At 38.3% G+C, this 21810-nt stretch carries 25 protein-coding genes; all 25 read right to left on the bottom strand.

Annotation, left to right across the window (positions count from 1 at the left end; genetic code table 11):
* Positions 1–125: 125 nt before the first annotated feature.
* On the bottom strand, positions 126–278 hold the full coding sequence (locus EUBHAL_RS15920; protein ID WP_005348091.1) for a hypothetical protein: 153 nt from the start codon (positions 276–278) through the stop codon (positions 126–128).
* A 20-nt stretch (positions 279–298) separates the two neighbouring features.
* Positions 299–973: an orotate phosphoribosyltransferase gene (pyrE, locus tag EUBHAL_RS08580; protein WP_022169808.1), complete on the bottom strand. Its 675-nt coding sequence runs from the start codon at positions 971–973 to the stop codon at positions 299–301.
* Between the two features lie 189 nt (positions 974–1162).
* Positions 1163–2065, bottom strand: a complete 903-nt coding sequence (locus EUBHAL_RS08575) for a dihydroorotate dehydrogenase (protein WP_005348088.1) — start codon at positions 2063–2065, stop codon at positions 1163–1165.
* Entirely contained in the window at positions 2062–2829 is a 768-nt protein-coding gene (locus EUBHAL_RS08570; protein ID WP_044922735.1) for a dihydroorotate dehydrogenase electron transfer subunit, read from the bottom strand. The genes EUBHAL_RS08575 and EUBHAL_RS08570 overlap by 4 nt, the downstream gene beginning before the upstream one ends.
* Positions 2830–3022: 193 nt before the next feature.
* Positions 3023–3598: a tRNA 5-(aminomethyl)-2-thiouridylate-methyltransferase MnmM gene (mnmM, locus tag EUBHAL_RS08565; protein WP_005348084.1), complete on the bottom strand. Its 576-nt coding sequence runs from the start codon at positions 3596–3598 to the stop codon at positions 3023–3025.
* A gap of 214 nt (positions 3599–3812) precedes the next feature.
* Positions 3813–4634, bottom strand: coding sequence for an undecaprenyl-diphosphate phosphatase (locus EUBHAL_RS08560; RefSeq protein ID WP_005348082.1), 822 nt, complete (start codon positions 4632–4634; stop codon positions 3813–3815).
* Between the two features lie 129 nt (positions 4635–4763).
* On the bottom strand, positions 4764–6767 hold the full coding sequence (locus EUBHAL_RS08555; protein WP_005348080.1) for an ATP-dependent helicase: 2004 nt from the start codon (positions 6765–6767) through the stop codon (positions 4764–4766).
* A 241-nt stretch (positions 6768–7008) separates the two neighbouring features.
* Positions 7009–8718 (bottom strand): phosphoenolpyruvate--protein phosphotransferase, encoded by a 1710-nt coding sequence (gene ptsP, locus EUBHAL_RS08550; protein ID WP_005348078.1) that lies wholly within the window; start codon positions 8716–8718, stop codon positions 7009–7011.
* Positions 8719–8746: 28 nt separating this feature from the next.
* On the bottom strand, positions 8747–9010 hold the full coding sequence (locus tag EUBHAL_RS08545; protein ID WP_005348076.1) for an HPr family phosphocarrier protein: 264 nt from the start codon (positions 9008–9010) through the stop codon (positions 8747–8749).
* 237 nt (positions 9011–9247) lie between these two features.
* Positions 9248–9904: a tetratricopeptide repeat protein gene (locus EUBHAL_RS08540; RefSeq protein ID WP_005348074.1), complete on the bottom strand. Its 657-nt coding sequence runs from the start codon at positions 9902–9904 to the stop codon at positions 9248–9250.
* A gap of 62 nt (positions 9905–9966) precedes the next feature.
* Complete coding sequence (gene rpsO / locus EUBHAL_RS08535) at positions 9967–10233, bottom strand: 30S ribosomal protein S15 (RefSeq protein WP_021907117.1); 267 nt, start codon at positions 10231–10233, stop codon at positions 9967–9969.
* Positions 10234–10362: 129 nt separating this feature from the next.
* Entirely contained in the window at positions 10363–11322 is a 960-nt protein-coding gene (locus EUBHAL_RS08530) for an RluA family pseudouridine synthase (RefSeq protein ID WP_005348070.1), read from the bottom strand.
* A 14-nt stretch (positions 11323–11336) separates the two neighbouring features.
* Complete coding sequence (gene lspA / locus EUBHAL_RS08525; protein ID WP_005348067.1) at positions 11337–11840, bottom strand: signal peptidase II; 504 nt, start codon at positions 11838–11840, stop codon at positions 11337–11339.
* Between the two features lie 54 nt (positions 11841–11894).
* Positions 11895–12980, bottom strand: coding sequence for a 3-dehydroquinate synthase (gene aroB, locus EUBHAL_RS08520; RefSeq protein ID WP_005348066.1), 1086 nt, complete (start codon positions 12978–12980; stop codon positions 11895–11897).
* A 147-nt stretch (positions 12981–13127) separates the two neighbouring features.
* Positions 13128–13673 (bottom strand): cell division protein SepF, encoded by a 546-nt coding sequence (locus tag EUBHAL_RS08515; protein WP_049940647.1) that lies wholly within the window; start codon positions 13671–13673, stop codon positions 13128–13130.
* 15 nt (positions 13674–13688) lie between these two features.
* Positions 13689–14381, bottom strand: a complete 693-nt coding sequence (locus EUBHAL_RS08510; protein WP_005348063.1) for a YggS family pyridoxal phosphate-dependent enzyme — start codon at positions 14379–14381, stop codon at positions 13689–13691.
* Positions 14381–15772, bottom strand: a complete 1392-nt coding sequence (locus EUBHAL_RS08505; RefSeq protein WP_005348061.1) for a biotin/lipoyl attachment domain-containing protein — start codon at positions 15770–15772, stop codon at positions 14381–14383. The genes EUBHAL_RS08510 and EUBHAL_RS08505 overlap by 1 nt, the downstream gene beginning before the upstream one ends.
* Position 15773: 1 nt before the next feature.
* The gene (gene mnmL / locus EUBHAL_RS08500) at positions 15774–16721 is read right to left on the bottom strand and encodes a tRNA modification radical SAM protein MnmL/YtqA (RefSeq protein WP_005348058.1); all 948 of its coding nucleotides are present in this window, start codon (positions 16719–16721) and stop codon (positions 15774–15776) included.
* A 132-nt stretch (positions 16722–16853) separates the two neighbouring features.
* Positions 16854–17270 carry a hypothetical protein gene (locus tag EUBHAL_RS08495; protein WP_005348056.1) on the bottom strand — a complete coding sequence of 139 codons (417 nt, stop codon included), beginning with the start codon at positions 17268–17270 and terminating at the stop codon, positions 16854–16856.
* 118 nt (positions 17271–17388) lie between these two features.
* Complete coding sequence (locus EUBHAL_RS08490) at positions 17389–18354, bottom strand: D-alanyl-D-alanine carboxypeptidase family protein (RefSeq protein WP_005348054.1); 966 nt, start codon at positions 18352–18354, stop codon at positions 17389–17391.
* A gap of 21 nt (positions 18355–18375) precedes the next feature.
* Complete coding sequence (gene mgsA / locus EUBHAL_RS08485; protein WP_005348053.1) at positions 18376–18771, bottom strand: methylglyoxal synthase; 396 nt, start codon at positions 18769–18771, stop codon at positions 18376–18378.
* Between the two features lie 12 nt (positions 18772–18783).
* Complete coding sequence (locus EUBHAL_RS08480) at positions 18784–19908, bottom strand: FtsW/RodA/SpoVE family cell cycle protein (protein WP_005348051.1); 1125 nt, start codon at positions 19906–19908, stop codon at positions 18784–18786.
* Positions 19909–19927: 19 nt separating this feature from the next.
* A complete protein-coding gene (minE, locus tag EUBHAL_RS08475) occupies positions 19928–20203 on the bottom strand; it encodes a cell division topological specificity factor MinE (protein WP_005348049.1) in 276 nt (91 codons plus the stop codon).
* 14 nt (positions 20204–20217) lie between these two features.
* A complete protein-coding gene (gene minD, locus EUBHAL_RS08470; protein WP_005348047.1) occupies positions 20218–21009 on the bottom strand; it encodes a septum site-determining protein MinD in 792 nt (263 codons plus the stop codon).
* A gap of 21 nt (positions 21010–21030) precedes the next feature.
* Entirely contained in the window at positions 21031–21780 is a 750-nt protein-coding gene (gene minC / locus EUBHAL_RS08465; RefSeq protein WP_005348046.1) for a septum site-determining protein MinC, read from the bottom strand.
* Positions 21781–21810 lie beyond the last annotated feature (30 nt).

Raw genomic sequence — 21810 nt, 5'->3', positions numbered from 1 at the left:
CCAGCCTTTTTCCCTCAGAGCATATTTGAAAAATACTCTGGTTATTCTCGTTTCCATTCTTTTTGCTTTTATATTTCCTATAATACATTTTAAGGAACCGGTATGTAAACCGGTTCCCACCATTTTTAAATCATTATTTTCCCTTTTAATTTCAGGGCACGTGCTCCACTGACAATAGAAACCACGCCAACGCTGACTCCTACAATTACTGTGATAATTCCAACAACAATTCCTGAAGCACCAATCTGTCCCAATGTTTTAAAAATCTTTTCGTTCATACAAATCTCCTGTCAGAATATTACTTTACTCCATACTGGTCATAGTATGCATCAATGGCTGCTTTTAATTTATCATCAATGATGACTTTTCCTTTGTATGGTTTGTTGTAAAGATGTTCTACAACTTCTTCCATTGTAACGATTGCCGTTGTCTTCATTCCGTACTTTTCACTGATTTCTGTAAGAGCACTCTTCTCTCCCTGACCTCTTTCCATACGGTCAACAGAAACAACTAATCCTCCGACTTCTACATCGCCCTGCGCCTTAATAATCGGGAGTGTCTCCTGAATAGAAGTACCTGCTGTAGTAACGTCCTCGATAATGATAACTTTATCTCCATCCTGGATTGGGCTTCCAAGGAGAATTCCCTTATCACCGTGGTCCTTTACTTCCTTACGGTTACTGCAGTAACGGATATCCTTATCGTACTTTTCTGAAATAGCGATTGTTGCAGCAACACTTAATGGGATTCCCTTGTAGGCAGGTCCAAATAATACATCAAAATCAAAACCGAAATGGTCATGAATTGCCTGTGCATAATATTCGCCTAATCTCTTTAACTGAGAGCCAGTACGGTAAAATCCTGTGTTAACAAAAAATGGAGTCTTTCTTCCACTCTTTGTCACAAAGTCACCAAACTTCAGTACGTTGCAATCGATCATAAATTCTATAAACTCTTTTTTGTATTGTTCCATAACAACCTCCGATTTATCCTTTTGATTTCTATGTATTCTCGAAATTCTATTTATATCCTGTTTCAAGAATACATTCAGTTGTTCTGATTCTAACACAGTTTATTTGTATTTTCAACACGCTGGAGCGTGTTTGAAAAATGCTCTGGGAAAATGTATTCTGCAAATATGCTTATTTAATAAGTATATATTTTAGTCAATACATCCTATAATCTCGTTAATATCCTCGATATGGTATCTTTCCATATATGCCTTCATTCCGTCTAATACTTCCATTGTCGCACGAGGATTATGGAAATTCGCTGTTCCAACAGAAACCATTGTCGCACCTGCCATCATCATCTCGATGGCATCTTCTCCAGTGAGAATACCACCCATTCCGATGATCGGAAGCTTACATGCGTGGCTTACCTGATAAACCATACGAACAGCAACTGGCTTGATTGCAGGACCGGACATACCGCCTGTCTTATTCGCAAGCACAAACTTACGTCTGTGAATATCAATCTTCATTCCCGTAATCGTATTGATAAGAGAAAGTGCATCACATCCACCGGCTTCTGCTGCCTTTGCCATCTCTGTAATATCTGTAACGTTTGGGCTTAACTTCATAACGATTGGCTGTTTTGCCTTTGCCTTGATTGCCTTTGTAATTTCATATAAAGCATCTGGATTCTGACCAAAAGCGATACCACCCTCTTTTACATTTGGGCAGGATACGTTAATCTCTAATAAATCAACTGGTTCATCTGCGAGACGTTCTACAACTTCCACATAATCGGAAGTACTCCTTCCACATACATTGACAATAATAGATGCTCCTTTTTCTTTTAAATGAGGAATATCTCTCTTACAGAATAAATCGATTCCCGGATTCTGAAGTCCGACAGCATTCAGCATTCCACCATAAGTTTCTGCCACACGAGGGGTAGGATTGCCCTCCCACGGTACATTCGCCACACCTTTTGTTGTGACTGCGCCAAGTGCTGCAAGGTCTACGAACTGTTCATATTCTGCACCAGAACCAAATGTTCCTGAGGCAGTTGTCACAGGATTTTTAAATGTCTTTCCCGCTAATGTTACTTCTAAATTCATGCAAACACTACCTCCTTTGCATCAAATACCGGACCATCTTTACAGATTCGGGTATTGTTTACGTTTGTGTGATGGTCTTTTCCCTTTGTCTTGCAGATACAGCCAAGACAGGCGCCAATTCCACATGCCATTCTCTCTTCTAAGGAAATTTGTGCTTCCATTCCGTGTTCTTCGGCATAAACTGCGAGAGCTTTTAACATTGGCATTGGTCCACAGGCATAGATTACCTTTCCTTCAACACCATATTTTTCAATGGCATCAATAACGGTTCCCTTTGCTCCCTGACTTCCGTCTTCTGTTGCAACTTTTACATCACAGACAGCCTCAAATTCGTCTTTTAAGAAAGTGGAAGTTCTGTAACCAAGTACAACTGTTTTTTCTACATTAAGCTGTTTTGCAAGCTCTAACATTGGAGGAATCCCGATACCACCACCGATGATAATCGCCTTTTCCTCTTTTAAAGCAAATCCATTACCGAGAGGTCCCATAACTTCTAAGGTATCTCCCTCTTTCATCTCGGAAAATTCTTTTGTTCCCTCTCCGGCAACACGGTAAACTACTCTTAAAGTTCCCTCTTCTTTATTAATACCACAAATACTGATCGGACGAGGCAAAAGCTTACTCTTGTCGTTACAGTACATTGCAATAAATTGTCCTGGCTTTGCTAATGCTGCCCCCTTAGGGAAGGATAATTCCATGTCGAATATCCCCTCGTCAATCTGCTGCTGACGAACAACTTTTGCAGTTTCTTTTATCATCTCCATCTCTTTTCCTCCTTCTAAAAATAATGTACTCCCGAAAATTTCCCCGCAAAATCGAGTGCTGAAAACTTCCAAACAACCTACTTCTTATCTTACCATAAAATCTGCCGCACTGGCATATGAATATCTAATTTTATGAAAAGAAAAAATTTCCGTCAAAAAAGCAGATAAAACAATACTCTATCCGCACACTATTTTATGCCGTTTCATTCTTTAAAATATAAACCGGCAGCGGCGGATTATTGGGTTTATTATAAAAAGCTTCCACAAGTACAGTATATTTATCATCCGTCAATTCTCGAAGCCATGCAAGTACCTGCTTCTTCTCTTCAAAGCCACTGTCTCCCCCGCTATAAATAAGCAGGGAAATCATGCCTCCCTCATGAAGCAGATTCAGTCCCTTTTCAAGGGCCTCGATTGTTGTATCTGCCTTTGTGGAAAGGCTGTGATCCCCTCCAGGAAGATAACCGAGATTAAACATGATAAGAGAAACACTGTCTTTTTGAGCATACTTATCCATATGTGCATGACTGTCTAAAACAACTTCTGCCCTATCAGAAAGCCGTTCTTTTAAAAGCCGTTTTTTTGTCTGCTCTATCGCCATTTCCTGGATATCCATAGAAATTACTCTGCCCTTTTCTCCTACAAGCTTCGCCAGAAAAACGGTATCCTTTCCGGTTCCTGCTGTTGCATCAATGCAAAGAAGGGGTTCCTTTATCATCTGCTGTATCCGTTCATGACAATATTGTGTGATTGGCGTTCTTCTCTTCATTTTAATCTTGACTCTCCAATTTTTATTATATTACTATTTAATTCAAGTAAATTTAGCTACTGTCAGCCCTCAGGAAGATACCTGCTCCATATTTGTAATCTCGGAGCAAAGGTTGGATGCAAACGCATAAGCGAACATTCAACCTGCAGCGACTAAAATTACAAATATGGAGTAGGTATCTTCCTGAAGGCGTCTGTCCTTAATAAATTAATCTTTATTTAACGAAAAGGAAATAAGCAGCAACAACAATACCTAAAACAATACGGTATACACCAAATGCCTTAAAGTCATTCTTCTTAATATATCCTAACAGGAACTTGATTGCTACGATAGAAACGATGAAGGCAACTAGCATACCAACCACAAGGATTGTCACTTCCATTCCTGTATAATGGAAACCATATTTTACAAGTTTTAAGAAGCTTGCTCCAAACATGACCGGAATGGATAAGAAGAAAGAATATTCTGCTGCCACAAAACGGGAAGTTCCAAGAATCATCGCTCCAATAATTGTTGCTCCTGAACGGGAAGTACCTGGAATAAGAGCAAGTACCTGAAAACATCCGATAATCACTGCAATCTTATATGTTAAATCAGATAATTCTCCTACTTGTGGTTCTCTGTGTTTATTATAGTTCTCAACGATAATAAATAAAATACCGTATAAAATTAAAGTAAAGGCTACGGTTGGTGCATTATAAAAAAGTGCATCAATTTTATCATTAAAAGCAAGACCAATAACTGCTGCTGGAAGACACCCCACGATTACCTTTCCCCAGATATCAACGGTCTCTCTCTTTTCTTTTGCAGACTTCTTCGGACTGAATGGATTCAGCTTATGGAAATAAATCACACATACCGCAAGAATCGCACCAAGCTGAATGACTACTAAAAACATTTCCATAAAGTCTTTGGGTACATTCAGCTTAATGAATTCATCCACAAGAATCATATGTCCTGTAGAACTGATTGGAAGCCATTCTGTGATTCCTTCCACAATTCCAAGCAGGATTACTTTTAACATTTCAATTAACATTTATTTGTTCCTCCTGTAATATTTATCGCTTCATTCTACCATAAGTTACCGTATTTGTCCCCCTATTGCCGTAGAAGATTTTTGCTATTTTCTAAAAATTATATAACTTTATAGAAAGATAGTGCACTGCTACTCTAATTCTAAAAGTCCCTGTTCCATCAGATATTTGATAGAAAACAGCCTCGGTTTCTTACTGTTATCAAATCTTATTTTTATCTTATCGTCTTTTAACTCAAGAATCGTGCCTTTTCCAATATTTTTATGAACCACTCTTCTTCCCTTTTTGAACTCCTTTTTATCATAACGAAGTTCGCCGATATAGCGGGATATCTGTGCGTCCTTCTGATAAAGTTCCTTTAAAGAATATAGGAAAAGATAGGTTTTAGCTCTTGTAACAGCAACATAAAAGAGCCTTCTCTCTTCCTCTAAATCTGCATCTTTTACTGCTTTTTTATGCGGAGTTGTCCCCTCATTAATATCCATAACAAAGACGACCTCATATTCCAGTCCCTTTGAGCTGTGCATTGTCGTGAGTGTCACCCCGCTTTTTTGCTGCTGCCGTCCTGCCTCCATCTGCTTTTCTAATTCCTCCCCATAAGAGTCTATGTAGGAAAACCATTCTTCAAAACTATGATATTCTTTCGCACTTTCCTGAATCTGGTTCAATACTTCCTCTAAATCATCTGGATTCATCCTTCGAAACTGTGCATATTCGTTCATATAGTCCTCATAACCAATCCCGTTACGAATATATTGTATGGCAGCATATGGTTCCATTTTTCGGAGCAGGCACAAATCCATCTCCAGCTTATCAATCTTTTCATAGAGCCATTTTTTGCCGAAGGTTTCCTGCTTTAACTTTTTCAAATCTACCTGGGGGTCAGTAAGCATACTTCTTGAAATATAACGTTTTGGGCGATTCATTATTTGTAAAAATAACTTTCTGTCTTTGTTTCCCATCGCAATCTTTATATACGTTAATATATTTCTTGCAATCCAGTGATCAAATATATTTGGAATCACATCTCGCATCTGAAATGGGATATTATACTCCATCAAGCGGCCGACAAGAAGTCTTGGCTGTGTATTTGTTCTGAAAATGACTGCCATTTCTTCTAGTGGAATTCCCTTTTTATGATAAAAACGTATTCCTTTTAAAATATCAGTGCATTCTTCTCCAGCATCTTTTAAATATCGGAATGTAATCGGTACCTTTTTGCCGCGGGCTGCCTGCATATTTTTCGGAAAACGCTTTGTGTTATGGCTAATGAGATGTTCCGCACTGTCCACAATCTCTGCACTACACCGGTAATTCGTATTTAAAATTACTTTTTTCGCATCGGGATAATCTTTTTCAAATCCAAGCATGATTTCCGGCCTGGCCCCACGGAAACGATAGATGGACTGATCATCATCTCCTACAATAAACAGATGATCTCCTTTTCCTGCTAACATCCGCACAATCTCATATTGTACTTTATTAATATCCTGAAATTCATCAATTAATATATACTGAAACTTTTGCTGCCACATGGCGAGGATATCTTTCCTCTCTTTTAAAAGTTCATAGCAAAAGACCAACATGTCATCAAAATCTATGAGATTCTCCTCTCGAAGTCTTCTCTCATACCCCTCATAAATCTGAGCAAATAGCTCATCAGAGCAATTACTGCTGTGATAGTAGGAAAGGGACATCATCTCTCCTTTTACATAACTGATTTCGTTAATGATGCCGGAAAGGAATTCCTTCTCATCTTCGATTTCCAGTTCCATATTCTCTGTTATCTCTTTGATATAACGCCGCTTTACATCTTCACGGATAATATTTCCTGCCGTATATCGGTATGCATAGCGAAGAATCATAAAGAAAATTGAGTGAAAAGTACCAAATGTTACCGGTGCATTCTCCATCCCATCAAAGGCAAAAAAACGCTTTCTCATTTCTTCTGCCGCTGCCCTTGTAAATGTAATAACTAATATATTCGATGGATGTACCCCCGCATTTTCAATAAGCCATTTTACGCGATAAGTAATTACAAGTGTCTTTCCTGAACCCGGACCGGCAAGAACCATTAACGGACCTTCTTTATGTGTGATCGCTTCTTCCTGTTCTTTGTTAAAAATTGCTGGCACTTCTCCTCCTCCTTTCTTTCTGTATGTACTCTCGGAATCTTTTTATATTATAAGGATTCTAAAAGTAATCCGAGATAACTCATCTATTTTTTAGAGTTTCTCCTGCTTTAAATGTATCTCTCTGCAGGAGTACATTATCATTAATGATAAAATAAATGTTTGCAAAATAAAAGGGTGTCTCTCAACACCCTTTTATCTTTAATGCAGTTAAGTTAAAATACTCTTCTGCCATTCTTTGCTATTAATGTTTTGCAACGCTCTTAAGATATGCTTCAACTTCAGCTTCTGTTGTCAAAGACATTGCCTTAGCTGCAACAGCATCTGCTTCTTCTTTTGTCCAGAGAGAGATTCCCTTTCTGGTTGCTAAGATAGAAGTCGCACTTACACTAAATTCATTCATTCCAAAGGAAATTAATAATGGAGCAAGTAATGGGTCTGCTGCTGCTTCACCACACATACCAACCATGATTCCCTCTGCTCTTCCGGCTTTGATAACACGTTCGATAGAACGAAGTACTGCCGGATTGTAAGCGGAATAGAGATATGCAACCTCTGCATTACCTCTGTCTACTGCCATAGTATATCCTGTAAGATCGTTTGTTCCGATACTAAAGAAGTCTGCTTCTTTTGCAAAAACATCTGCCATTAAGCTTGCTGCAGGTGTCTCGATCATAATACCAACTTTGATATTCTCATCGTATGCAACACCTTCTGCCTTCAGCTCCTCTTTCAGTTCTGCAATCATGTTCTTCACTGCACGAAGCTCATCTAAACATGTAACCATAGGAACCATGATACGGATATCTCCATATGCGCTTGCTCTAAGCAATGCTTTTAACTGAGGACGATATAAATCTTCTCTCTTTAAGCATAAACGAATTGCACGGAAACCGAGGAATGGATTCTCTTCTTTCTCAAGAGCAAGATAAGGAATCTCTTTATCTCCACCCACATCCAAAGTACGGATAATAACTGGTTTGCCCTCTAAAGTCTCAGCTACCTTCTTATATGCTGCAAACTGCTCTTCTTCTGTAGGAATCTGAGGACGATCCATGAAAAGGAATTCTGTACGGAATAAACCAATTCCCTCGCCATCACACTCTACTACTTTAAGGGCATCTTCTGGCTTACCAATGTTTGCACAAAGTTCAACCTTAACACCATCTGCAGTTTTTGTCTCCCTGCCAACAAACTGAGCAAGGGCAGCTTTCTCTTCTAAATATGCTACTCGTTTCTGTTCATACTCTGCCTGAAGTTTCTCATCAGGATTAATATATGTCTGACCTTCTGAGCCATCTAAAACGACCTTATCTCCGTTGGAAATCTTTTCTGTGATTCCCGGTATACTGAGTACAGCCGGAATTTCAAGAGCCCGCGCAAGAATTGCTGAGTGGGAAGTCTTACCACCAACCTCCGTAAGAATACCTGTAACATTCTTAGGGTTGATTCCTGCAGTCATAGATGGAGTTAAGTCTTCTGCTACGAGAACAGTTCCCTCTGGTACATTCGCCAGATCTACATCTTCTACATCCAGAAGTATCTTCAATAATCTTGTCTTTATATCACATACGTCTGTTGCTCTCTGCTGGAACATCTCATCATCAATAGAAGAAAACATCTGCATATAATAATCACAGATTTTCTCTACTGCTGCTTCTGCACACATCTTATCATCTGCAATGCTTGTCTCCATCTGCCCAGTCATCTCTGGGTCCATAAGGAGAAGGACATGTCCTTCCAGAATCTCTGCTTCTTTCTCCCCTACTCTTTCTTTCATATCATCTGCCATTGCCTGTGTTTTTGCAATACACTTGTCAAGGGCTTCTGCTAATCTCTTCTTTTCAGCGTCAACATCACTGACTGCTTTATTATCGTATGCAAGGGAAGGCTCTTTTACAATAACAGCGGAACCAATACCGATTCCTGCTGATGCACCAATACCAGTATACATTATCTTCACCTCAAATTTTGATTTACAATTATTCTCCTAAACCGGATTCAATCATTTCGATAGCAGTCTTTAATGCTTCTTCTTCGTCAGCTCCATCACACTGGATTTCTACTTCAGAACCGCATTTGATGCAAGCACCGATAATGTTAAGAAGGCTCTTTCCGTTTGTTGCTTTACCGTTGAAGTTGATTGTTACGTCACTGTCAAACTTAGCCATTCCTTTAGCGAATACTCCTGCCGGTCTCATGTGAAGTCCCTGTGGGTTGTTGATTGTAACTTTCTGTGATACCATAGTTAATTTCTCCTTTTCTTAATAGGTTAATATAAATTAAATAATAGCTAAAGAAAACAGGATACTGTGCTGCTGGCTGATGCATTCGGTTAGTATTATACCCTGCATTCATACCTCCCCTTGTTCCTTTAGTACTCATTATTTTACCATTTTTTATATACACTGTCAATATAACAGCGCTTAGAGCGGTTTGAAAAATACTCTGGATTACCCGTAACTTTTTTCTTGTAATTCCATTTAAATCCTTGTAGATAAAAAGATATATTCTTTCTTTCCTGCCTCATCATCAGGATAAAGTTCTACATATTTTTTAGCTGCCTCATACGCCCTATCGTACTCCTGCGCCTTCTCATAAATAACAATCTTTCCGTACATAAAACCGGCCTTCGATTCGCCGCCCTGTTCGATTCCTTTTTGTATATATTTGAGAGCATTATCATAATCTTTCTGCTCTACATAAATCTCGCAGATTTTCTCTAAAAAATCTGTGTCATTTGTGCTGTTCCATCCCTGTTCATATACTTTCACGGCAGCCTTCGCATCTCCAGATTTTGCAAGACATTCACCCTTTAATATATAATACTGTGCATTTTTGCTATCATTATTTATGAGTTTATCATATATTTTCTCTGCTTCATCATATTCTTTTAATTGATAATGACTCTCTGCTAAATAGCAGGTCATATCCAAATCAAGCTTACCTGCAAATACAGACTGAAGTTTTAACGCCTGTCCAAGATAAGAAATCGTTTTCGAATAATCTTCCTCTTTAAAATAAAGCAATGCCTCTTTACGGTATTCTACTTTCTGCTGATAGTTATGCCACTGAAAAACACCAATTCCGGCAAGTAAGATTACAGCAGCGATTACAACACGAATTATAATTTTACGCATAGAAAACCTCATTTCTCTTTCAACGAAAGAAAGGATGCCGCAGCATCCTTTCCAAAGAACTATTATTTTCTTAAACCTAACTGTTCGATTAAGGTTCTGTAACGTTCGATATCTTTACCTTTTAAGTATGCAAGAAGATTTCTTCTCTGACCAACCATCTTTAAAAGACCACGTCTTGAATGATGATCCTTAGGATTTGCTTTGAAGTGGTTCTGAAGGTCGTTGATTCTTGCTGTAAGAAGTGCTACCTGTACCTCAGGTGAACCTGTATCTCCTTCTGTTCTTGCATATTTTGTCATAATTTCCTGTTTCATTTCCTTTGTAATCATGTTACAATTCCTCCTATTATTATAATCACCTTTACGAAGATAAGGTCGGAGACTCCATACCCTGGCAAAGGTTCTAGCAAAAAGCATCTTTCATAGATTAGCATACTCTTGTTTTTTTGTAAAGTTTTTTTACGAATATTTTTCAAGAAGTTTTTGAAAATATTCCGGAAGCGGTGCTTCAAACTCTACATACTCACCTGTTCTTGGATGAATAAAGCCAAGTACTCTGGCGTGAAGGCACTGTCCGGTAAGCCCCATCGCATTCTTCGGCCCATAGGTTGTATCCCCCAAAAGAGGATGCCTTATACTTGCCATATGCACGCGGATTTGATGGGTTCTTCCCGTTTCCAACTGACATTCTATGTGATTAAACTGATGGTTCAGATGACTGAGCACTTTGTAATGTGTCACTGCACGCTTACCATTCTTCGGTTCCACCGCCATCTTCTTTCTATCTGCCGGACTTCTTCCAATCGGTGCATCCACTGTTCCCTCTTCCTGTGTAAAATTATTGTAGACAATCGCCTCATACTTTCTTGTAATGGAATGTTCTTTTAGCTGCTCTGCCAGACTTTTATGCGCCATATCATTCTTACATACAACAAGAACCCCTGTCGTATCTTTATCAATACGATGGACAATTCCCGGACGAAGTACCCCGTTAATTCCGGAAAGATTATCCCGGCAATGATATAACAGCCCATTAACTAATGTTCCCGTATATCGTCCCGGACACGGATGGACAACCATATCTTTTGGCTTATTGATTAAAATAACATCCTCATCCTCATAAATGATATCTAAATCCATCTTTTCTGGAAGAACTTCTAATTCCTTTAACGGAGGCACACAGATAACAACATTGTCCTCCACTTTAAGACGGCAGCCTGGCTTTTCTTTTTTATCGCCAACAGTTACCCGGCCTTCTTTTATAAGTTTCTGAATATAAGAACGCGAATGCTCTTTTAACTCTCCGGCTAAAAACTGATCAAGGCGCATTCCCTCCTGTTCTTCCATAACGGTATAATAATATTTTTGTTCTATATTTTGTTTTTGATTCTGCTGCATCATTTCATTTCTTTCTGCCATTTTCCCGTCCTGCCCTATTCCTGCTCTTTCTTTTTAGAAAATACTCTGTTAAGATCTTCTTCCTGATAGAAAAACAGTATCAGCACAACTAGCATAAATGCGGCAACCGTTACATAAATATCTGCCACATTAAATACTGGAAAGTTAATCAGGCTAAAATAAATAAAGTCTACTACATATTTCCGAAACACTCTGTCTATCATGTTACCAACCGCTCCTGCCCCCACAAAATACAGGCAGGCTTTCAGTGGTATAAAATGTTTTTCTTCCGGAATCTTCCCTGAAATCCACAGGAGACCGACAAGTACTGCTAATGTGATAATCAAAAAGAACCACTGTTTATTCTGCATAATGCCAAAAGCCGCTCCCCTGTTCTCCACATAGTATATTTCTAATACATTATGAATAATCTTAATACTTCCTATCGGTTTTAATATTTTTACCGCCCACAACTTTGTAAGCTGGTCAATCAGTAGTAATACAAAAAAAATGACTACTGACTTTGCTTTTTTTCCCATGATAATTTTATTCCTCCTGTTATTCTAGAGCGTGCAGGTTGCTGGAATGATTTTTCAAACACGCTCTAAAACCGTAAGCATCTCTTCTGGTGTTACATCCTGATAAATTGTAGCTTCACCCACCTTGTCTAAAAGGATAAACTTAATCTTTCCATGTTCCATTTTCTTGTCATGTCTTGTTTCTTTTACAATATCTTCTGCTTTAAGTTCTTCTGGTAATACCGGAAAATCAAAATATGCATATAATTCTTTTATTTCTTTATTTTCTTCCTCACTAATATAACCTCTTTGGCAGGATATATCCGCTGCCAGTAAGGAACCTACTGCGACACACTCTCCATGTGCAAGAGAAAAATTCATTAACTTTTCGATAGAATGACCCAATGTATGACCAAAGTTAAGCAATGCACGCACACCATGTTCCTTCGGGTCTTCCTCAACAACTGCCCGCTTAATCTCACAGCTGCCCTCGATCATATAAGCTAGTGCCTCATCTTCCCTTTTTGCTACTGCCTCTTTATTGTCTTTCATCCATTCAAAATATGCTTTATCGCGAATCAATCCATGCTTGATCACTTCTCCCAAGCCGCTGTGGTACTGTCGCTCAGAAAGTGTTTTTACCGTGTTTACATTAATATATACCAGCTTTGGCATATAAAATGCACCAACCATATTTTTATAGGCATGATAATCTACACCAGTTTTCCCTCCAATACTGCTGTCTACCTGTGCTAAAAGACTGGTCGGAATCTGCACGAAATCAATTCCTCTAAGATACGTTGCCGCTGCAAATCCTGTGAGATCTCCAGTAACACCTCCTCCAAGTGCAAGAAGCATATCTTTTCTGTCAAATTCATGCGTAATAAGAAAATGATACAGACTATCCACTGTAGATAAGTTCTTACTTTCCTCTCCTTCCTGAAAAATGTACACTTCTAACTTCGCACACTCTTTCTCTAAAAGACTGCACACTTCCTCAAGATAATAAGATGCAACCTGCCTTTCTGTTACGATGCAAAGTTTCCGTTCTTTTATTCCAAAAACAGAAAGTTCTTTTACTAATTGATTAAAATTATTCTCAATTACAATATCATATACCTTTTTACCCTCTGCAGTTACTTCTAATCTTTTTGTTTCCATTGTTCCCTCCAGAATAAATATTTACACAGAGAGGGGATATATGAACGGCCTCCACTCCGTCCATATATCCCCTCTGTCTTTTCTCGTTCAACTATTCTTTTATCATCTTTTATGTATTCGCTTTATGTATCTGACATCTATGTCAGCTTAAAACTTCGTAAGTTCCGGGGACAACATATCCTCGCTTACAATCTCGTCTCTTAAATCTCCAGATACTTCAATATTACCTGGTGCCACAATAAAGATATTATTAGAAATCGCTTTAAGAGAGCCATCTACTGCGAAACTTGCTCCACCGATAAAATCAATGATTCTCTGTGCCTGTCCGATTTCGATTCCCTCTAAGTTCACCACAATTGTCTTGCCTTCCTTTAAGAAATCTGCTACAATCTGTGCTTCATTAAATGTCTGAGGTCTGATTACTTTCACACTTTCACCTTCTTCTTCTTTTCCATGAAATGGGATTACTCTGCTCTGACCGTCCTCATCGTCTTCCTGTAATTCTGTAAGATCTTTCTTCTTACGTCTTAAGGAAAGAATCGGTTTATGAGGTTCTTCTTCCTTATCTTCCATCTCTTCTTCGTCATAACCTTCTTCTTCGGTTACTTCGTTATATTCCTCATCAAATGGTTCCGTCTCGTCATCAGCATCATTTAACTTCATCATGTTTAAGAACTTTTCTGCGAACTTCACCCCATGTACCTCCTGTTATTTATTATAATTCCGCGCCCCAAAGATTCCGGTACCAACTCGTACCATTGTTGCACCTTCTTCAATGGCTACTTCATAATCATTGGTCATACCCATAGACAAAATGTCCATAGATACATTATCAATGTTTTTCTCTCTAATGTCAACAAATAATTTGTGTAATTTCTTAAAATAACAGCGATTTTCTTCTGGATTTGCCACAAAAGGAGCACTTGTCATCAGTCCTCTGATGTGGACATGTGGAAATTTGCTGATTTCTTCTACAAGACTCATCACCTCTGGACCGTCGATACCAAACTTCGTATCTTCCTGCGCGATATTTACCTGTACAAGTATCTGTGCGTCCACACCTTTTTTTACCGCTTCTTTCTCAATCTGTTTTGCCAAATGAAGGGAATCTACAGAATGAATCAATTCTACTTTATCAATAATATATTTCACTTTATTTGTCTGTAAATGTCCAATCATATGCCAATGTACCGGTTTTGAAATATTCTCATATTTATCACACAGTTCCTGTACATAATTTTCTCCATATTCAAGCTGTCCTGTCTCTAAAAGTTCCTCAATATCAGAGAGAGGTTTCATCTTACTTACCGCAACAAGCGTAACTTCCTCCGGTTTTCTTCCTACACGTTCACATGCTTTTTTTATGTTGTTTTGTACATTTTTTAAATTTTCCTTCAGCATCAGTAAATCACCTGGCCTTCCTTCACTGTATCACTATTTAAAATAATTCTATCATAAAGTTCTATTTTACTGCCGGAAGTAGAAACAATGCAATAATCTCCATTCCTTTCAACCATATCCACCAGAGCAAAAACCGCATAACCCTTATTTACCATATATACCCCCAGAATCTCTACCTTATCGCTGTCTTTTATGGTATATATCTTTTGTTTATCCGTCTCAGATATAATAATTGCGGTCTTCAAATCTTTCGATACAACATAGGCATATTTATCATTTGTTTTATAGACAATGGCTGAAGTCTGTCTTAATACTTTTTCTCCCTTTTTGTTTGTTTCCATAATATTAAGCTGGTCTTTTTCAGCAGAATTGCCTCCGTGCACAAGAAAACTTTTCGGGATTCTGTAAACACTCTTTTTCACAAGAGAACTGGACGGAATTTTCAATCCATTCGTTTCTGATAATGTAAGTGATACAGACAGATACCGCTGATTTAAATAGCGCTGTATATAATTATCAAATGACAGTATCACATAATACTTTCCATTCTGTTTCAGGCAGCGGTAGGATGTTGTTGTCGTAAAATTATCTTTTTGAAACGTAACCTGTATGGATGAATTATCCTCTGCTCTTTTTTTGAGGCGGTTATAACCATTTTGTCCAACCGGCACCATCAGCTGCCAGTCCTGCCCTTTTATAAAACGATATACCGGAGAACCGGCTTTTTGCTTCTTATTCGTTCTAAGATCACTCATCTTCGCCTTACTAAGAAATGTTTCTTCTGACACCTGGCTCTGCTTTAAATTCTCCTGCCCATCAGACACAAAGGAAACCAGTCCCTCCTGTGCAGAGGTTACTTCAACGTAAGAATCTTTCCCATATTTTTCTTCCAGTTCTGCTTTATGCTCTGTCAACATCGCATCCGTATAATCTAACAATGTATTGTTTATGTCATTCTGCGTTTCATAGGATAGGGAAAAATGATTATCCGTATATCCCTCACTAAAAATTTTTAACTTTTCTATGATCTGTTCTTTTTCATCAAGACTCATTGTATTCTTTTTTTCGAGTACTTTTTTTAAATAATCCTGAATCTCACCGGTAGTATCTATCATATATACTACACCGTTTTTATTTACCATCGCACCATCCTGGACATAGTAATTAATATATCCATCCTGCGCTGTATTGACCAGATTTTCCTGGCGAAGAATTACTCCGGTCCCTTCTATGTTATCCACAATATCGCTTGCACTCACCTCATAAATAGCAAGCTTATCTTTTCCAATATAGGTAAGCATATATGCCATCAGATATACTACAATAACAAGAAACACCAGTGTTCCAAGATTGATGTGTATATGTAGCTTTCCCTTTTCTTTTCCGGCCATATTACATCTCCCATCTATTTAGCGCCGCGCCATTTAGATAATCACAGCGTATCCCCTGAACATACTGCCGTTCTTCCATAAGTGCTTTCCACTCATCTGTAAGCTTCCACCAACTGTTTCCCCAATTTGAAAAGGCAGAATCTTTTTCCGGTATTCGGCTAAATAGTCTCTCTACAACAATATCTTTTCTTAAAAGAGAGATAAATTCTGCCAGGCGTTCTATATACTCCTGTTTTGAACATATCTGTATATTGCCCGCTTCATATTCTTTATATAATGCACATTCCTTTGGAATATATAAAGAATGTAACTTTACCATAGAAACTGGCAGTGCAGATAATACTCTTGCAGACTCTCTGGCATCCTCCATCGTATCTCCTGGAAGATTCAAGATCATATGCACACAAACTGGAAAATGATATGGCGCAATCAATAATACAGCATTAATAAATTCCGCCAGACCATGTCCTCTGTTCATAGCCGATAATGTATGATAATTCACTGTCTGAAGTCCTAATTCTATCGAAACTTCAATACCCGTCCGCTCACGGAAATTCTGAAATGCTTCCAAATAATCCTGTCTTATGCAATCCGGCCTTGTTGAAAGAGAAATTTCAACGATATTCTCCATTCCAGCGGCCTCTTCCATATATTGAAGCAAGGCAGGCAGCGGCAAAAACGTATTTGTATAATTTTGAAAATACACAATAAACTTATGAGCATGATACCTTTTCTCTACTTTTTCCCTGGAGGACTGTAACTGCTCTAACACAGGCATCGTACTTTCTTTTGCTTCAAATCCTGTTCCTGCATCTGCACAAAAGAGACATCCGCCTCCCTCTTTTCTATTCGGACAGGTAACCGGAAGATTTACCGGAAGCTTATATACCTTTTCTCCATATTTTTCTTTTAAATACTTTGAATATGCGTAATAATATTGTTTTTCCATTTTAGCTTAAACCATAAAAAGGCAGCCTCATAGTATTATGAGGCGCCTTAAACCTTTTCGTATCTTATTCAAATTCCAGATATCCGCCATGTATGTATATTACCGGACGGTTCTGTATCAGATAACATCGGATTATAATGCGTGAGAAACGTATTTCTGTACAGATTCCGGCATATTTTCTTTATCTACGGAAGCGCTGATTACAAAACTTACTCCAAACTTCTCGGATAAAGCATCCAGTTTTTCAACTGCATAGTCAAGGTTGTCTTTGATACAAGCTGTTGTAAGGAAACTGTCAAGATAAATCTTATCTAAGTCATGATCCTGAGAGATAATTCCTGCGATAAATCCGAGGAACATATCTGTATCTGTAACATTAAATTCAGGAACTACGATAAGACGAATCTGATTGCTAAGCTCATACATATGCTTATTGTTCTTATCAAGGTAAACGATCGTGCCTTTTGTCAGCTTAATGTCATCATTTACCTGCTGAATTAAAATTTTAGTTTTTCCTTTTCCTTTCGCTCCTGCAATAATATCAATCATGTGAATATCCTCCTTTAGATATGTTATTGGACCGTAGTCCTTTCTTTTGTAATATGAAAGGCTCGTGCCACTTTCTTATATGCTATATTATAATTTATATCATATAAAAGCACAACCTTTAATTTGCAGTTTTCTCTAACAACTGTGACATAGATGAGTACAGCATATCTTTTGTTTCTGCTCCAAGTACTACAGAAAAGAAACGCTCTCCCTTTTTATTCTTTGTCATTAGGATCAGGCAGGACTTAGCCATGGAAGTAGTTCCTGTCTTTCCACCATACATAACAACGCCCTCCGGCACTGGGAATTCATTCAACAGATAGTAGTTTGTACTCTGCATATACTCATTAATTTGTGTTTTCTTCGGCGTAGTGTATGTCATTGTATAATCTTTAGAAGATACCGTATCAACAAAAGTATCATACTTTACAGCTTCTTTAAATATCAGATAAAGATCATACGCCGTTGTATAATGATTATTATCATGAAGTCCATTCGGATTTACGAAATGGGTATGCGTCGCTCCTAATTCTTTGGCCTTTGCATTCATCATGTCAATAAATTTAGATTCGGAGCCAGCCACATACTCTGCAAGTATCACTGCACAGTCATTCGCTGATTTGATAAGCATTGTATGAAAAACCTGCCCTACCGTAACAGTGTCTCCCTTCGTAAGTGTACTGATAACCGCTCCATTCTCCGTCAGATTAATATCATGTTTTAACGTAATTTCATCATCCATATTTCCATGTTCTAATGTTAATAAAGCTGTCATGACCTTTGTAATACTCGCTGGATACAATCTATCAAAACAATGATAAGATTCTAATACTTCATTGGTGCTGTCATTGATGAGCAGATCCGCATAATCATTACTCTGATAATTTGGATCGGTCGCTTCTGAATCAGATAACACTGCCAGATCCGATGCCATGCCTTTAAGATCTGACCCCACCTCTTCTTTATTTTTTGCATAATAAGAGGCAAAAGAATCTGTAATCTTAAAAGGCGCTGTACTGCATCCACTACATAATGCTGCTGCCAAAACCAAAATGCTTATTGTGCATATTAATTTCTTTTTCATAGTCACTCTTTTCTTTTTGTCCTATCTGTACATCTCACGCCACTCAAGATCTCCTCTTTCAAGTGCCTTAACTAATAATTCGGCAGTTGCAAGATTCGTTGCAAGTGGAATATTGTGTACATCACATAAATGCATAACATTGAAGATATCTGGCTCATGAACCTGCTGGTTCTGTGGATCACGCAGAAAGATAACCATGTCTATAAGGTTATGTTCAATCTGTGAAGCCATCTGCTGTTCTCCGCCAAGCGGGCCTGCCAGATATTTGTGTATTGTAAGGTTGGTCACTTCCTCAATCAGTCTTCCGGTCGTTGCTGTAGCAAACAACTCATGCTTATTGAGAATTCCTCGATACGCAATACAAAAGTTCTGCATCAGTTTCTTTTTTCCATCATGTGCGATTAATCCAATATTCATATATTTCCCCTCCTAGTAATGTCTTTGTAATCCTATATTTAGTACAATCCCTATACCTGCCATATAACTTAAAAGTGATGTTAATCCATAGCTTACGAATGGTAACGGCAATCCTGTATTCGGAAGAAATTCCGTTGCCACTCCAATGTTTATAAATGATTGAAAGCCTATAAGCGCCGCCATTCCCGAGGCAATGAGCCGCCCGCTCATATTCTTTGCCACATATGCCGTCTTTAAACATTCTATCACTATTATAGCCAATAATGCAATAACAATAACACTTCCAACAAAACCGGTTTCCTCTCCTACTACCGAGAAAATAAAGTCCGTCTGCTGTTCCGATACAAAACCGGTATCTGCTACAGTAACATCGGCTATGGTATTATTATTTAATCCCTTTCCGTACAGCTTTCCTGAACCGATTGCCATAACAGAATTATCCTGCTGATACGCTGATGTGGATGAGTATTTTGACGGTTCTAAGAAAGTCATAATTCGGGTAACCTGATAATCATGCAGTAAGATCTGATTCGGTGTCTGAATATACCATATGAATAAAAATCCAAGTGGTATCATTACTGGTATAATGATCTTCAACCATTTCTTAATTAAAGCCATTGAAAATCCACCTACAAAAATGACAGACAGTAAAATAAATGTAATGTCTAATGTTGTAGACAAGTTCGGTTCTATTACTACCAGAAAAAGAGGCAGGGCACATAAAAGAGCAAGTTTAAGCAGTACTTTCCACTCCATGAGATCTTCCTCATGCTCCTGTATGTATACCGCCACAAATATAATCATAATAATCTTAGTCAGCTCTGATGGCTGCAGTCTGGTAAATCCAAGATTAATCCATCTTTGTGCACCATTTACACTAACACCGACAAGCTTTACGAGAACAAGGAGTACAATATTAATCATATATAAAACTCTGTTGAAACCACATACAAAATTAAAATTTACAACAGACAAAAACAACATTACTCCTGTACAAAATATAAGTCCAACTAGCTGCTTGCTCGTGTAGCTGCTGTCCGCACTATTGATAAACAATACTCCCATTCCACTCAAGATGAGAACCGCGCCTATCAATACCCAATTATAATTTTTAAATTGGTATTTCTGCTTTAACATGTTTGTCCTCCTGTATTCGCTACCTTGGAGACCGCAACTCCTTAATCGGAATATTAGCATAAATTGCCGGAACATTTCCGTGTCCGCCATCCGATTCCATCTGCGTTATCTGAATATCTAATCCGTCTGTATCAATCTCCATGTACTTCGAAATCACTTTTATTATGTCGTTTTTTATTAATTCCATCGTTTCCGGCGAGCAGTTTGCACGATCCGACACTAAAACGAGTTTCAACCTGTCCTTCGCCGTATTTCCCGATGTTTTTTTTCTAAGAAAGCCATCCATGAACCCCATTAGATTCTCCCCCTTTAATAGCCACGCTTAAATAAGTTTGCTATTTTTTTCAGAATGCTTTCTGTCTCGAATTCCATAATTGGCACTTCTTCTCCAAGCACTCTATGACAAATATTAGCAAACGCTTTTCCAGCCTGTGTATCAGAACCAACAAGAGGTTCTCCTTCATTTGTTGCAATAACAATACTCTCATCATCTGGGACAACCCCAATTAAATCAATAGCCAGAATATCAACAACATCTTCTACAGACATCATGTCTCCACGCTTGACCATATCCATGCGGATTCTATTGATAACTAATTCAATCTTTTTCAGCTCTTCTGCCTCTAAAAGTCCGATAATCCTGTCTGCATCACGAATTGCTGAAACTTCCGGAGTCGTTACAATGATTGCTCTGTCTGCACCTGCAATCGCATTCTTAAAGCCCTGCTCAATTCCTGCCGGACAGTCAAGAAGAATATAATCAAAGTCTTTTCTTAATTCATCTACTAACTTTCTCATCTGCTCTGGACTTACTGCACTTTTATCTCTTGTCTGCGCCGATGGAAGCAAGAAAAGATTAGAATATCTCTTATCTTTGATTAATGCCTGTTTTAAACGACAGTTTCCTTCCACAACGTCTACAAGATTATATACAATGCGATTCTCAAGTCCCATAACCACATCGAGGTTACGAAGTCCGATATCTGTATCAATCATAACAACTTTCTTTCCAAGTTTTGCAAGCCCCGTTCCAATATTGGCCGTTGTAGTGGTCTTCCCAACTCCACCTTTTCCAGATGTAATAACAATTACCTCACTCATCTCTGTTCTCCTTTATATTCATTAACTAATACTGATTTCGCTAATCAACGACCTCGTAATCGTCTCAATGAAAATACTGTCATTCTCCACGAATGCAAGCTTTGCCAGCAGTTCCTGACGATTCTTCTTTTTGGCATTCTTCTTTGTATTTTTCACCCTCTGATCCGGCGAGCGCGCAATATAACTGCCAATCTGAATCTGCATTGGTTCCATCATAAGTGCCGCTACAAAAGCACTATTATCCTCTGGATAGCCTGCATGTACCGTTCCTTTAAGGCAGCCTAATACAACAACATTGCCACCTGCAACAATCTGCGCCCCCGGATTAATATCCCCAAGAATTACTATACTTCCATCTACTTCTATCTTCTGTCCGGAACGTAATGTTCCACGGTAAAACTGTCCATTCTTTGCAATGCGGTTTTCCGGAAAAGACTCTGCTTCCTGACGTTTCTTTTCCTTCTTTTCTTCTTCTCTTATCTCATTAAGTACCTTTGCGAACTGCGTCTCATATACTTTTGCACCATCAATCACACAACTGATATTCAGTCCGCTGTTTTCAGATATTGTATCAACCAAAAGATTCTGTTCTCCTGACGTGAGCTCACGTCCTGTAAAACTGACTGCAATCGGTTTATTTAAATCGAAAAAATGAGTAGATTCCTTAAACTTGTTCCCGACTTCCCGAAGAAGTTCTTCAAAAGGAAGTGTCGGATTCAATACAATCTGAAATCCATATTTATTCCCTTTAATAATGACGGAACTTTTCATATCTCCTCCTGTTTTCTAACATGTGCTCCC

Origin of the sequence: Anaerobutyricum hallii DSM 3353 (assembly GCF_000173975.1) — a bacterium.
Taxonomy (GTDB): domain Bacteria; phylum Bacillota; class Clostridia; order Lachnospirales; family Lachnospiraceae; genus Anaerobutyricum; species Anaerobutyricum hallii.
Note: the sequence above shows the minus strand (reverse complement) of the source record. Positions and strands in the feature narration are given on the sequence as shown.